This is a genomic window from Pseudomonas sp. TAE6080, from assembly GCF_018732265.1.
Taxonomy (GTDB): Bacteria; Pseudomonadota; Gammaproteobacteria; order Pseudomonadales; family Pseudomonadaceae; genus Aquipseudomonas; species Aquipseudomonas brenneri.
On record NZ_JAHIDY010000002.1, the window covers coordinates 205,146 to 219,309 of the forward strand.

The 14,164-nt window shown below is 61.6% G+C and carries 12 protein-coding genes; 5 read left to right on the forward strand and 7 right to left on the reverse strand.

Annotation, left to right across the window (positions count from 1 at the left end; translation table 11 throughout):
- Positions 1-3 precede the first annotated feature (3 nt).
- Complete coding sequence (gene pdxR, locus KL786_RS03340) at positions 4-1,557, reverse strand: MocR-like pyridoxine biosynthesis transcription factor PdxR (protein WP_215516729.1); 1,554 nt, start codon at positions 1,555-1,557, stop codon at positions 4-6.
- Positions 1,558-1,660: 103 nt separating this feature from the next.
- On the opposite strand from pdxR, the gene KL786_RS03345 reads away from it, so the two are divergent.
- From KL786_RS03345 to KL786_RS03355, 3 genes are read left to right on the forward strand one after another with little or no spacing between them, the layout of a single operon-like run.
- Complete coding sequence (locus KL786_RS03345) at positions 1,661-2,296, forward strand: FMN-binding negative transcriptional regulator (RefSeq protein ID WP_215516730.1); 636 nt, start codon at positions 1,661-1,663, stop codon at positions 2,294-2,296.
- A complete protein-coding gene (locus tag KL786_RS03350; protein WP_215516731.1) occupies positions 2,293-2,739 on the forward strand; it encodes a GNAT family N-acetyltransferase in 447 nt (148 codons plus the stop codon). Before KL786_RS03345 ends, KL786_RS03350 begins: the two co-directional genes overlap by 4 nt.
- Positions 2,740-2,749: 10 nt before the next feature.
- Complete coding sequence (locus KL786_RS03355) at positions 2,750-3,421, forward strand: GNAT family N-acetyltransferase (RefSeq protein WP_215516732.1); 672 nt, start codon at positions 2,750-2,752, stop codon at positions 3,419-3,421.
- A 37-nt stretch (positions 3,422-3,458) separates the two neighbouring features.
- On the opposite strand, the gene KL786_RS03360 is transcribed toward KL786_RS03355, so the two are convergent.
- Positions 3,459-3,737, reverse strand: coding sequence for a helix-turn-helix domain-containing protein (locus KL786_RS03360; protein WP_215516733.1), 279 nt, complete (start codon positions 3,735-3,737; stop codon positions 3,459-3,461).
- Positions 3,738-4,032: 295 nt separating this feature from the next.
- Here KL786_RS03360 and KL786_RS03365 point away from each other — a divergent pair, with 295 nt between their 5' ends.
- Positions 4,033-5,313: an autotransporter outer membrane beta-barrel domain-containing protein gene (locus tag KL786_RS03365; protein ID WP_215516734.1), complete on the forward strand. Its 1,281-nt coding sequence runs from the start codon at positions 4,033-4,035 to the stop codon at positions 5,311-5,313.
- Between the two features lie 70 nt (positions 5,314-5,383).
- On the opposite strand, the gene oadA is transcribed toward KL786_RS03365, so the two are convergent.
- Entirely contained in the window at positions 5,384-7,192 is a 1,809-nt protein-coding gene (oadA, locus tag KL786_RS03370) for a sodium-extruding oxaloacetate decarboxylase subunit alpha (protein ID WP_215516735.1), read from the reverse strand.
- 11 nt (positions 7,193-7,203) lie between these two features.
- Positions 7,204-8,619, reverse strand: a complete 1,416-nt coding sequence (locus KL786_RS03375; RefSeq protein WP_215516736.1) for an acetyl-CoA carboxylase biotin carboxylase subunit — start codon at positions 8,617-8,619, stop codon at positions 7,204-7,206.
- Between the two features lie 195 nt (positions 8,620-8,814).
- Between KL786_RS03375 and KL786_RS03380 the strand changes: the two genes are divergently transcribed.
- Positions 8,815-9,789: a LysR family transcriptional regulator gene (locus tag KL786_RS03380; protein WP_215516737.1), complete on the forward strand. Its 975-nt coding sequence runs from the start codon at positions 8,815-8,817 to the stop codon at positions 9,787-9,789.
- On the opposite strand, the gene KL786_RS29380 is transcribed toward KL786_RS03380, so the two are convergent.
- The 3 genes from KL786_RS29380 to KL786_RS03390 form a co-directional block, all read right to left on the reverse strand.
- Complete coding sequence (locus KL786_RS29380) at positions 9,719-9,916, reverse strand: PA3496 family putative envelope integrity protein (RefSeq protein ID WP_082445499.1); 198 nt, start codon at positions 9,914-9,916, stop codon at positions 9,719-9,721. The genes KL786_RS03380 and KL786_RS29380 overlap by 71 nt on opposite strands.
- A 224-nt stretch (positions 9,917-10,140) precedes the next feature.
- On the reverse strand, positions 10,141-11,007 hold the full coding sequence (hexR, locus tag KL786_RS03385) for a transcriptional regulator HexR (protein ID WP_029290040.1): 867 nt from the start codon (positions 11,005-11,007) through the stop codon (positions 10,141-10,143).
- Between the two features lie 162 nt (positions 11,008-11,169).
- Positions 11,170-14,043, reverse strand: coding sequence for a GGDEF domain-containing phosphodiesterase (locus KL786_RS03390; RefSeq protein WP_215516738.1), 2,874 nt, complete (start codon positions 14,041-14,043; stop codon positions 11,170-11,172).
- Between the last annotated feature and the right edge of the window lie 121 nt (positions 14,044-14,164).

Below are 14,164 nucleotides of genomic sequence, written 5' to 3' on the forward strand. Positions count from 1 at the left end.
TCATCATCCGGCCTGCCAGGCCTTGCGCAACCTTGCCAGGGCCTGGGCGATGGCCACTTCGGGCACGGCGGCAAACCCCAATACCAGGCCGGCGCGCGAGTCTGGTGCCGGGCTGGAGTCAGGCAACCAATAGCTGCTCAAACCGTTGATTTCGACATCCATCGCCCGGGCCTGGGCCAGCAATTGCACTTCCCGAGCCAGGCTTTCCACCCGCACTGTGAGGTGCAACCCTGCTGCGACACCGGGCAGGCTTCCCATGCCCGGCACGTCGGCAGGCCAACCAGCCAGCAAGGCATTGCGTCGACTCAAGGCGGCACGACGCATACGGCGAATGTGTCGCTGGAAATGTCCCGCCGCCATGAACTCGGCCATTACCGCCTGGGTACTGACTTCCGAGTGCCGCACATCAACGGCGCGACGCTGGGTAAAGGCGTCCACCATTCCCTGGGGCAGGACCAGGTAGCCCAGGCGCAACGCCGGGAACGCCACCTTGCCGAATGTACCCACGTAGAGCACCCGAGCGCTGCGATCCAGGGCCGCCAGCGGTGCCAGGGGTGCGCCGCTGTAGCGGTATTCGCCGTCGTAATCGTCCTCGATGATCCAACCGCCCGTGCGCTCGGCCCAGGCCAGCAGTTCCAGGCGCCGGGCCAGGCTCATAACCACACCCGTCGGGTACTGGTGGGAGGGCGTGACGTAGGCCAGGCGGCAGTCCGTGAGCGCGTTCAGCGCCGTGCAATCGATGCCTTCGGCATCCACCGCTACGCCATGGAGTTTGGCACCGGCAATGGCGAACGCATGTCCTGCCGCCCGGTAGCCGGGATTTTCGATCGCTACGGCATCTCCGGGCTCCACCAGCAGCTGTGCACAAAGGCTTATTCCCTGTTGCGCGCCACTGGTGATCACTATTTGCTCAGCGGTGCACTGCATGCCTCTGGAACTGCGCAGGTAGGCCGCGATCAGCCCGCGCAGGCGCTCGTCCCCCGCCGGATCGCCATAGCACAGTTGCTGCAAGTCCGGCTTGCGCCAGAAAGCCGCATTGAGCTTGGCCCAGACGTCGAACGGAAATAGATCAAAGGCCGGCACACCCACCCTGAAAGCCCGCGGCGGACCACTGGGTGGCGATGGTAAATGGTTGTTTTGCAGGCGCTCCTGGGCCGGACTGTGGATAACTTTACTGGACAAATTCCCAGCTAAATCTTCATGTTTTGTGGATAAGGCTGGGGATAAGCCTGTTGATAACCCTGTGGACACTTTTGTGGATAGTTTTTTGACCGCCGTCTTGCTGGTAGGCAGTTGTGCCACGTAGGTTCCATCGCCCACCCGTCCTTCGATAAAGCCTTCGGCATACAGCTGATCGTAGGCCCGCACCACGCTGTTCCGGGAAATCGCCAAAGCCTGCGCCAGATCGCGGCTGGCCGGTAGCCGCGTGCCGCTGACCAGCCGCCCATCCAGAACCCGCAGACGCAGCGCCTCGTATAACTGGCGCGTCAGGCCCTGGCGGCGATCCAGGTCAATTCCGGCCGGGTTGAACGACAGCGGCGGCTCTAACGGGGGCATGACAGACACTCCGTAAATTGGACCTATGAAATAGGCCAAAGATGGCTCTTACAACGAACCATTAGCCTGCCTAGGATGCAGGCATTCGCCAAGGAAAATTTCCATGTACACACCCCGCGCCTTTGCCCTCGACGACCTGCCCGAGCTGCAGCAACTGATCCAGCACACCCGCCTGGCGCAGTTGGTGACCTTTGGCGAGCATGGCCTGCAGGCCAGCCACCTGCCGTTGCTGCTCAATCCTGATGAAGGCCCCAATGGCACCCTCTACGGACACTTGGCCAAGGCCAACCCGCAGTGGCAGGACCTGCAAAACGCCAGCGCGGCCCTGGTGATTTTTGCTGGTGCCGAGGCCTACGTCAGCCCGGCGTTTTATCCGGCCAAGGCCGAGCACGGCAAAGTCGTGCCAACCTGGAACTACATCGCCGTACACGCTTACGGCCAGGCCGAGGTGTTCACCGATGCCGAGCGCCTGCTGGGTGTCGTCGGTGCCCTCACCGAGCGCCACGAAACCGGTCGCGCCCAGCCATGGAAAGTCAGCGATGCCCCGGCCGACTATATTGACGGCATGCTCAAGGCCATCGTTGGTTTCGCCCTGCCGATCGAGCGCTTGATCGGCAAACGCAAACTCAGCCAGAACCGCAGCGCGGCGGATATTGCCGGCGTGCGCGAAGGCCTGGCTGCCAGCCTCGATGTGCGCGACCAGACCCTCGCCCGATTCATGCCCAAGGAGCCCGTATGAACCCGATTGAAATCCGCCAGGTCACCCGTGCCGACCACGCCGCATGGTTGCCGCTGTGGCAGGCTTACCTGCGCTTCTACAACACCGAACTGCCGGACGCGGTCAGCACCAGCACCTGGCAACGTCTGATCGACCCCAACGAACCAACCCATTCGGCCCTGGCCTGGCACGACGGCAAGGCAGTAGGCATGGTCAACTTCATCTACCATCGCTCCAACTGGAGCATCGAGAACGCCTGCTACCTGCAGGACTTGTTGGTGGACCCCGCCCAGCGCGGTACCGGGGTTGGGCGCAAGTTGATCGAATTCGTCTACACCACCGCCAAGGCTGACGGTTGCTGCAAAGTCCACTGGTTGACCCACGAAAGCAACGCGACCGCCATTACCCTCTACGAACGTATCGCCGAGCGCCCTGGTTTTATCCAGTTTCGCAAAGGCCTTTAAGGAGCACCGCATGTCGATATCACCGGCCGACTGGAAAGGCGCCCCGGCGCCCACCGCAGGGCTGATCGAAGGACGCTTTATCCGCCTGGAAAAACTCGATCCGGCCCGCCACGGCGATGGTTTGTGGCAAGCCCTTGAAGGGCCCGGTGCAGACCCCAAGCTGTGGGACTACTTGCCCTATGGCCCGTTTCCCGAGCGCGCGGCCTTCGACGCCTGGCTGAACAATCACGCGCTTAACAGCGACCCGTACTTTTTCAGTGTGATCGACCGTGCCAGCGGCGACGTGCAGGGCATCCTCAGCCTGATGTCCATCGTCCCGGCCCAGGGTCGCATCGAAATCGGCCACGTCACCTTCGGCGCGCCGATGCAGCGCTCGCCCAAAAGCACCGAGGCGGTGTATCTGCTGGCCAGGCATTCCTTTGAACTGGGCTACCGGCGCCTGGAATGGAAGTGCAACAACGCCAATGCCCGCTCCAAGTACGCAGCCGAGCGCCTGGGCTTCAGTTTTGAAGGGGTGTTCCGCCAGCACATGGTGGTCAAGGGGCAGAACCGCGATACCGCGTGGTATTCGATTCTGGATGGGGAATGGCCGGCCATTGGGGCGGGGTTTGAGATGTGGTTGTCGGAGGCGAATCAGCAGGGTAACGAGCAAGTGAAATCCTTGGTCGAATGCCGGGCCTAGCGCTCACCGACAGCACAAACTGTGGGCGTTTTGAAGGTCAGTGGCCCTGGCGTCGCACCTTGACCACGCCCATCTGCAAGCCGAACGGGCGGAACACCGCGTTCAACGACTTGAGCGTCTGATTGCCCTCGCCATGCTCGATATGCACCAGGGTGCGCACGGAAATCTTGCACATCCTGGCGAATTGGCTCTGGTGCAGGCCGGTGACTTCAACCCGCAGCCGGCGCACGGCTTCGCCGATCTGCAGGGTGCCTTGGGCCAGGCCCTGTTCCACGCTCTCGATCACCAAGGCGCGTGTATCCATGCTGATGGTCATCCGAGCCCCCATTGTTTGAGTCGCATGTTTTACTTACGCATTAAAATGCATTTTAGGTGGATCGACCACCACAAAAACGCAATAAAATGCAAATTCATCAAACCCCTTCAATAACGCGGCAGCACCGAAATAGCGAGTAACAGCAACACTCAAGCGCCTTTCAGACCACAACACCCACGCCTTGATTCGCCCTGGACTAAAGACATCTCCCGCCTGCCTCGAACACGCCCCCTGACAGTTATCCTCCCGCAGCCTCGCTAAATTCCCCGCCTCACATACCAGAGGTTGGGACCGTATGCCCTGCACATCCAAGCGACTTGCCCTTGTCATTGCCTTCGCGCTGAATGCCTTCAGCATTCAAATAGCCTCAGCACGCGGGGATATGGAACCGCCCAGCGACCATCCGCCCGCCGCCCCCGAACCGGCCACACCGTTTTATTTCGCCGATTACGCCACCACCGATAACGGTCGGGGCGTGGCCCAGGTGCTGGACCGTGCGGTGGACGCCTTGCTCGAATCAGGTGACCTGAGCGTGCGCGAGCAGTATCTGATTGCAGATGACGCCCGTTACATGGGCAACCTGGCCCCCGGAAGAATCGATGCGGTGCTCGAGCAACTGGCCGGCAGCCAGAACGCCAACCTGGGCAGTGCCACGCAAAACAACATGAACCAGATCAGCAACGGCCTGCTCTCGGCCATGCGCGAGTTGAATGACTCCACCACCCGCTCCGGCCCTGGCCGGCTCTGGGTCCAGGGCCTGGGCAACACCGGCAGGCTCGACGGCCACCGCGGCAGCGCTGGTGTGAAGCAAAGCACTCAAGGCTTGATGCTGGGCGCCGACTGGGCGGTGGACCCCGCATGGCGGGTGGGCGCAATGGTCGGTAAATCGGACAGTGACCTGAGCGCCAAACGCTTCAAGGCCGACCTCGACAGCTGGCACCTGGGCGCGTATGCCGTGCGCCAGGATGGGCCACTCGCGCTGCGCCTGGGGGCGATCCATAGCAACCACAGTGGCCAGAACAAACGCAGCATCGACTTCGACTTCATTGACTACCGCGAACGCGTCAACGGCCAATACAAGGCCCAAAGCCAGAATGCCTTCACCGAGTTGGGCTATCGGTTGGACAGCGGCGCGTTCAATGCAGAACCTTTTATCGGCCTGGGCTATCAGCGTTACCAGCGTAAGAGTTTCAAGGAAATGGGCGGCATGACAGCCCTGAACGTCGGCGCGCAGACCCAGGACAACCTCAGCAGCACCTTGGGTGCGCGCCTGGCCAGCCTCTACACACTGGACAACCAGATGACCCTCAAGCCACACCTGAGCACCCACTGGAAACACCTTTACGGGGATGTCACCAGTCGCGTGCGCCAGTCTTCGGCGTGGGTGAACAAGGCCGTGTTCAACAGTGACTTCGTCATCGACGGTTCCTCGCTGGACCGCGACAGTCTTGCGCTGAAGGCTGGGCTGGATGTGGGAGTGTCCGCCAGCCAGAGCATCGGCCTGACCTACAGCAGCGAATTCGGCACGCGTAGCAGTAACCAGAGCGTCCTCGGCCAATGGACGCTGAGCTTCTAATAATCCAGGCGAAAAAAAAGGGGGGCACATGCCCCCCCGAGGATTAAGCGGTAGTGTCGAAGGCTGTCGATCAGCCTTCGATTTCGATCAGGATTTCGCCAGGGTTGACCCGGTCGCCCTTGGCCACGTGAACAGCGGTGACCTTACCGGCGATGGCCGCCTGCACTTCGGTCTCCATCTTCATCGCTTCGGTGATCAGCACGGCCTGGCCGGCCTTGACCACGTCGCCTTCCTTGACCAGTACATCGACGATATTGCCCGGCATCGCAGTGCTCACATGCCCAGGCGCGCTGGCCTGCTTGCGTTTGCTGGTGCCGCCGCCGACGAACTCGTTGAGCGGTTCGAACACCACTTCTTCCGGCATGCCGTCGATGGACAGGTAGAAGTGACGCTTGCCTTCAGCCTTGACGCCGACACCGGTGATGTCGACGCGGTAGCTTTCGCCGTGTACGTCGATGACGAACTCGGTCGGCACACCTTCGCCACCAGCACGCGCCACGCCGCCCGCTTCGGGGATTGGCAACAGCACTTCAGGGGACAAGGTGCCGGCATCGCGCTCTTCGAGGAACTTGCGCCCGATATCGGGGAACATGGCGTAGGTCAGCACGTCTTCTTCGGACTTGGCCAGCGCGCCGATTTCGCCGCGCAGTTTGGTCATTTCCGGCTTGAGCAGGTCGGCCGGGCGCACGTCGATCACGTCTTCGCTGCCGATGGCCTGGCGCCGCAGTTTCTCGTCCACGGTGCCCGGCGCCTTGCCGTAGCCGCCTTGCAGGTAGAGCTTCACTTCGTTGGTGATGGTCTTGTAGCGCTCGCCGGCCAGCACGTTGAAAAACGCCTGGGTACCGACGATCTGCGAGGTCGGCGTCACCAGCGGCGGGAAGCCCAGGTCTTCACGCACCCGCGGGATTTCGGCCAGCACTTCGCTCATGCGGTTGAGGGCGCCCTGCTCTTTCAACTGGTTGGCCAGGTTGGAAATCATCCCGCCCGGTACCTGGTTGACTTGCACACGGGTGTCGACGGCGGTGAATTCGCTTTCGAACTGGTGGTACTTCTTGCGCACGGCATAGAAGTACAGGCCGATTTCCTGCAATAGCTCCAGGTCCAGGCCGGTGTCGAACTCGCTGCCTTTAAGGGCGGCAACCATCGACTCGGTCCCCGGGTGGCTGGTGCCCCAGGCGAAGCTGGAGATGGCGGTGTCGATATGATCGGCGCCGTTTTCGATGGCCTTGAGTTGGCACATCGCGGCCAGGCCAGCGGTGTCGTGGGAGTGGATAAAGATCGGCAGGCTCTGCTCGGCCTTCAGCGCCTTGACCAGTTCGCCGGTGGCGTACGGGGTCAGCAGGCCGGCCATGTCCTTGATCGCCACCGAGTCGCAACCCATGGCTTCCATTTGCTTGGCCTGGACCACGAACGCCTCGATGGTGTGCACCGGGCTGGTGGTGTAGGCGATAGTGCCCTGGGCATGTTTGCCCGCCGCTTTCACCGCTTCGATGGCCACGCGCAGGTTACGCACGTCGTTCATGGCGTCGAAGATGCGGAATACGTCGATGCCATTCACGGCGGCCTTGGCGACGAAGGCTTTGACCACATCGTCGCTGTAGTGGCGGTAGCCCAGCAGGTTCTGCCCACGCAGGAGCATTTGCAGCCGCGTGTTAGGCAACGCGGCGCGCAGTTTGCGCAGGCGCTCCCACGGGTCTTCTTTCAAGAAGCGCACACAGGCGTCGAAGGTCGCGCCGCCCCAAACTTCCAGGGACCAGTAGCCGACTTTGTCGAGCTTGTCGCAGATCGGCAGCATGTCGTCAGTGCGCATGCGGGTCGCCAGCAACGATTGGTGGGCGTCGCGCAGGATGGTGTCGGTAACGAAGATCTTCTTGCTCATTGTTATATTCCTCACAGGCCTGCGTGGGCGGCGATGGCGGCGGCGATGGCCAGGGCCAGCTCTTCGGGTTTGCGCTTGATCGAGTAGTTGGTCAGCTCAGGGTGGCTTTCCACAAAACTGGTGTTGAACTGGCCACTGCGGAATTCCGGATTGCGCAGGATTTCCTGGTAGTAGGCGGCGGTGGTCTTCACGCCTTGCAGGCGCATGTCGTCCAGGGCACGCAGGCCGCGGTCCATGGCTTCTTCCCAGGTCAACGCCCACACCACCAGTTTCAGGCACATGGAGTCGTAGAACGGCGGGATGGTATAGCCGGTGTAGATCGCCGTATCGGTACGCACACCGGGGCCGCCGGGGGCGTAGTAACGGGTGATCTTGCCGAAGCTGGGCAGGAAGTTGTTCTTCGGGTCTTCGGCGTTGATGCGGAACTGCAACGCAAAGCCACGGTGCTGGATATCTTCCTGTTTCACCGACAACGGCAGGCCCGAGGCGATGCGGATCTGCTCACGGACGATGTCGATCCCGGTGATTTCTTCGGTGATGGTGTGTTCCACCTGCACCCGGGTGTTCATCTCCATGAAGTACACCTCGCCCTCGGCGAGCAGGAACTCCACGGTACCGGCGTTCTCGTAGCCCACGGCCTTGGCCGCGCGCACCGACAGGTCGCCGATGTAGGCGCGCTGCTCGGGGGTCAGTTGCGGGCTGGGGGCGATTTCGATGAGCTTCTGGTTACGGCGCTGGATCGAGCAGTCTCGCTCGAACAGGTGCACCACGCTGCCAAAGCTGTCACCGAGGATCTGCGCCTCGATGTGTTTGGGGTTGACGATGCATTTTTCCAGGAACACTTCCGCCGAACCGAAGGCCTTGGTGGCCTCGGAGATTACGCGGGGGAAGGCTTGTTCAAGTTCTTCGCGGCTGTTGCAACGACGGATACCGCGACCGCCACCACCGGAGGTGGCCTTGAGCATCACCGGGTAACCAATACGGTCGCCTTCGGTGAGGGCTTCGGCGATGTCAGCGACGTTGCCTTCGGTGCCTGGGGTAACCGGTACGCCAGCCTTGATCATGCTGCGGCGCGCTTCAGTCTTGTCGCCCATGCGGCGAATCACTTCGGCCGATGGACCAATGAATTTGATTCCGCGTTCGGCACAGATATCGGCCAGCTCGGCATTTTCCGAGAGGAAACCGTAGCCGGGGTGCAACGCGTCACAGCCGGTTTCCACCGCCAGGTTCACCAGCTTGCGCGGGTTCAGGTAACCGGCCAGGGGCTCGGCACCAATGCTGTGGGCCTCGTCGGCGCGCTTGACGTGCAAGGCATGACGGTCAGCGTCGGAAAAGACCGCCACCGAACGAATACCCATTTCGGCACAGGCCCGCACGATGCGGACGGCAATCTCACCACGGTTGGCGATCAGGATCTTTGTTATCACTTGGAAATTCCCTTGAGCCGATTGCTGCGTTCTTCGACCTGCTAGACCAGGTCGGCGCGTGACCAAATGTTTCCAGCCAGTCGCGAGAGACACACTATGCGCACTTAGGGATTAACAAAAATCAATAATTATTGGGTTGTGTATAAGTAAAGACTTATAGTTGACCGAACAGCCCCCGGCGAGTTCTTTTGAATTATGCGTAAGTCATTGATGCGTATGACGTTACGCCAGTTGCAGATCTTCAATGAAGTCTGCGATTTGCGTTCCTACAGCCGTGCAGCCGAGGAAATGTCTCTGACCCAACCGGCGGTCAGCCTGCAAATCCGCCAGCTCGAAGAGCTGATCGGCCAGCCGCTGTTCGACTACGTAGGCAAAAAGCTCTACATGACCGAAGCCGCCGAAGCCCTGCAACGCGCCAGCCGGGACATCTTCGGGCGCCTGGAAAACCTCGATATGCAGCTCTCGGACATGCAGGGCTCGCTACAGGGCCAACTGAAGCTGGCGGTGGAATCCAGCGCCAAATACTTCGTGCCGCACTTGTTCGCCGCCTTCAAGCGCCAGCACCCGGAGGTGCAGTTGCACCTCACGGTGGTCAACCGCGCCCAGGTGATCCGCCGGCTGTCGGACAACCGTGACGACCTGGTGATCATGTCCATGGTGCCCCAGGACATGGGCCTGGAATTCCTGCCGTTTCTCAACAACCCGATCGTGGCGGTGGCGCCTCCAGACCATCCGCTTAGCCTGCAAGGTCCGTTGCGCCTGCAAGACCTGGAGCCTTACACCCTGCTGCTGCGCGAGCCGGGTTCCGGGACGCGACTGGCCTGCGAGGAATACTTCAAGGAAAAGCGCGTGCACTTCACCCAGACGGTGGAAGTGGCCTCGGCCGAGGCACAGCGCGAGTGCGTCGTGGCGGGGTTGGGCGTGGCGCTTTTGACACGCCACGCCCTGAACCTGGAGCTGGCCACCGGCGGGCTCAAGGAGCTGCCGGTGGAAGAGCTGCCGCTGTACCGCAGTTGGTGCCTGGTGCAAGCCAAGGCCAAGCGCCTGTCACCGGTGGCCCATGCGTTCCTGGGCTTTATCCGCAACGAGCGGGTGCAGATCAGCGCGTTGGCTGAACGCTTCGCTGGGCGGCCGCGGGGGCCTGCCAGTGCAGCTCCGGATAGTCACTGATGCTTTGTTGTAATTGGCGCTGGTCGCAACGGTCTTCAATTGCACGCCGGAACGCCATGCGGCGCTGGTCTTCTTGCTGACGACGGGTCTTGACGGTGCTGGTGCTGTCTTCGTAGTGCCGGGCCATTTCGAGTCTCCCAATGCGAGTACGGGGAGTACAGGATGGGCGCGGGGGATGACGGTTTGGCGGCGAGGGGGTTACAGGACGATGAATCTTGCAGATGCAACACCGGCCAAAACTGTAGGAGCTGGCTTGCCGGCGATGGCGGTGCCTCAGGCGATAAGTGTGGGGCTGACAGACCGCTATCGCAGGCAAGCCAGCTCCTACAGTTGATCGAGTGCGACCCTGGGTCAGTCGTCGAGGGCTTTGACCGACTTGGGTGACAACCGCAGGCTGCGCAAACTGCGCTTGACGCTCTTGAGGTGGTTGACCAGGCTCGGCCCGCGCGCCATCGCCACGCCCATTGCCAGCACGTCGATCACCACCAGGTGAGCGATACGCGAGGTCAGCGGCGTATAGATCTCAGTGTCTTCGTGTACATCGATCGCCAGGTTAACGGTGGACAGTTCCGCCAACGGCGTCTGGCTCGGGCACAAGGTGATCAGCGAGGCGCCGCTTTCACGCACCAGGTTGGCGGTGATCAGCAAGTCCTTGGAACGGCCGGACTGGGAAATGCAGATCGCCACATCGGTGGGCTTCAACGTTACCGCCGACATCGCCTGCATGTGCGGGTCGCTGTAGGCCGCCGCCGTCAGCAGCAAGCGAAAGAACTTGTGCTGGGCATCCGCCGCCACCGCGCCGGACGCACCAAAGCCATAGAACTCCACGCGCTGGGCCTGGGACATGGCGGTCACGGCTTTTTGCAGCTCGATCGGGTCGAGCTTCTCCCGCACTTCCATCAGGGTGTGCAGGGTGGTGTCGAAAATTTTCAGGCTGTAGTCGGCGACGGAATCGTCTTCATGAATGGCGAACTGGCCGAAGCTGGCGCCGGCGGCCAGGCTCTGGGCCAGCTTCAGCTTCAAGTCCTGGAACCCCGAACAACCGATGGCGCGGCAGAAGCGCACGATGGTCGGCTCGCTGATACCCACGCTGTGGGCCAGGTCAGCCATGGAACTGTGCATCACGGCCGCAGGGTCAAGCAGCACGTGATCGGCAACCTTGAGTTCCGATTTGCGTAACAGGTGGCGCGACTGGGCGATATGTTGCAACAGGTTCAAAGGGCAGGACTCTTGTTATTGGCAGACGCCAGGGATGTAGCAAGCTTGTAGTTATACTACAAGAATTGTTGATTTGCCCGTTCGATGCATCACTAAATCGCCCTACTGCCCCCTGAATCAGCGGGCAAATGCTTTGTAGCTGCGGGCGCGCACGCGTTCCGGCTAGGGAAAAAGCGCATTTTTTCGTAACAAATCCGCCAAGCCTTCGGCCTCGATGGGTCGACTGATCAAGTAGCCCTGCACTTCATCGCAGTGTTCGGCCCGCAGGAAATCCATCTGCTGCTGGTCCTCCACACCCTCGGCCACCACCTTGAGCGCCAACCCGTGGGCCATGGCGATGATTGCCCGGGTAATCGCCAGGTCTTCACGCCCCTGGCCCAGGCCACGAATAAAGGTCTGGTCGATCTTCACGTAATCCACAGGGATGCGCTTGAGGTAACTGAGGGACGAATAGCCGGTGCCAAAGTCATCAATGGCCAACTTCACCCCCAGATCGCGCAATTGCTGGAAGGTGGCGATGATGTGCTCGACGCTGTCGAGCAACTGGCTTTCAGTCAGTTCCAGTTCCAGGTATTGCGGCGCCAGCCCGGTTTCGTCCAATACCTGGCGTACCAGGCTCACCAACTTGCCTTGGCGCAACTGATGCACCGACAGATTGACCGACACCCGGATCGGCGCCAGGCCCTGGCGCTGCCACTCGCACGCCTGCCAGCAGGCCTGGCGCAGCACGAATTCGCCCAACGGCACAATCAACCCGGTCTCTTCCGCCAGCCCGATAAAATCACCGGGCGGCACGCTGCCCCATTGCGGGTGGTCCCAACGCACCAGCGCCTCGGCGGCGTTCATCTTGCCGGTGGCCAGGCACAGCTTGGGTTGGTAGAACACCTTCAGTTGGCGTTCTTCAATGGCTTTGCGCAGTTGGTTTTCCAGTTGCAGGCGCTCAAGGGTGCTGGCTTGCAGGCTGTCGGTGTAGAACTGGAAGTTATTGCCGCCCAGGTGCTTGGCGTGCTGCATGGCCATGTTCGACTGACTGACCAGTGCGGAAATTTCCCGCGCGTTATCGGGTAACAGGCTGACCCCGATTGAGGCGCTGACCACCAACTCATGCCCATCCACCGTCATCGGTACCCGCAGCTTGGCCAGCAGCCGAGTGGCCACCCGCGCCAGGCTCGACAGGCTGCCATAAGCATCGAACAGCACCGCAAATTCGTCGCCGGACAGCCGCGCAATGGTGTCGGCTTCCGGCAATGCATTGATCAGGCGCCGGGCCATTTTTTGCAGCAACTGGTCGGCGACTTCATGACCCAGGCTGTCATTGAGCAGCTTGAAACGGTCCAGGTTGATATGCAGCAACGCCAGGCTGCGGCCACCCTGGCGCACCCGTTGATGGGCTTCACGCAGACGCTCGCGGAACAGCGAACGGTTGGCCAGGCCCGTCAGTTCGTCGTAATGGGTGAGGTAGCGCATGCGCTCCTCGGATTCGCGGCGCGCCGAAAGATCGGCGAAAAAGCCTACGATATGACTGACATTTCCCCGAACATCACGCACCACGCTCAGTTGCAGCCATTGCGGGTAAAGCTCGCCGTTCTTGCGCGCTTCCACCAACTCGCCTTGCCAACTGCCGTGGCTCAACAAGGCCTGGCGAATCACCGGGAAGTGTCGGCGTGCATCGCGGCTGCACGGCAGCTCCACGACATTGCGCCCGAGCATGTCGTCGATATCAAAGCCGGTGACGCGGCTGAAGGCCTGATTGACCGCAATCAGCACGTACTCCGGGTCCAGGATCACAATGCCTTCGCTGGCGGCCTCGAACACCGTGGATGCCAGCCGCAGTTGCTCTTCCGCCGCCTTGCCGGCGCTGATGTCGCGCCGGGTACCGAGCATGCGCGTCACGCGCCCACTGGCGGTACGCTCCACAGCACGCCCGCGATCCTCGATCCACACCCAGCGCCCATCGCCATGGCGCACGCGGTACTCCACCTGATAGTCCTCGCTGCGCCCCTTCAAGTGCTCCACCAGCGCGCGCTTGAGCAGCGGCAAATCGTCCGGATGCAGGCGGGGCTTGAGGTCGCGCAGCATCGCCGTGACGTACTCCGGCTCCAGGCCAAACAATTCCTTGAGCTGGGTGTGATGGACCTCATCGGTTTGCAGGTTCCAGTCCCACAAGCCCAGTTCACTGGCCTGCAACGCCATGGCCAGGCGCGCCTCGCTTTTGCTCAGGGCCAGGCTGGCGGCGTCCAGTTGCTGGCCGCGTTGTTCGACGCGATGTTGCAGGCTGACCTGAGCCTCGCGCAGCTCCTGTTCGACCTGGCGTCGCTGCTCGACCTCGCGTACCAGTTCCTGATTCAACTGCTCACTGCGCTGGCGGGCCTGTTGCAGGTGTTCGATCAAGGCCTGATTCTGGAAGCGCCGCAGCAAACCGCGCTGGATCAGGCGGTTGACCTGCCATGCCACCAGGCTCAGGGACCCCAGCAGAATCAGGCCCAGATAACTCCAGCCCTGCAATCGCGGTTCGCCGCTGAAGAATAGATAGAGGATGGTGGGCACCAGGCAGGGCAAGGCAAACGACAAAAAGGCCGGCACACTCACGGCGTAGGCCACGCTGGCCGATAGCGTCGCCACGCCAATCAGGCCAAAGACCCAGGCCTGCTGTACAAAACTGTCCAAGGGCACCAGGGCAATGGCTGCGCTCGCCAGGGTCAGGCCACTGGCCGCCGAGCCCAGCATGAACATGCGGCGCCAGATCGGCTGCGCCTGCCGGCTGGGCAGGGCGCTATCGAAGGCCGCCACCTGGATCACGCGCATCGCCACCAGGGCCAGCAACCACACCAGCCAACTGCCGACCAGCACATAACGCTGCGGGCTCCAGAGCAACCAGGCGCAGACCAGACCGTTGATCAACATTAATAAAGTGGGCAGCAACGAACCTTGGTACAACAGACGCGTGCGCTCGACCGCCATCTCCATGGCGTAGTGCTTGCGGATAACCTGCGCCGGCGCGACAGAAGGGCCAGGCAGGTCAGTGCTGAGGGTCATAGGCAGTGTTCTTATAATGGTGAGCCCGAAACGTCGACGGAGCATACACAAGCAGGCCGGCAGACCAAACTGCTCTGGATCATAAAATTCTGCGAATAAACCCGCGCAAACCTTTGGCCCA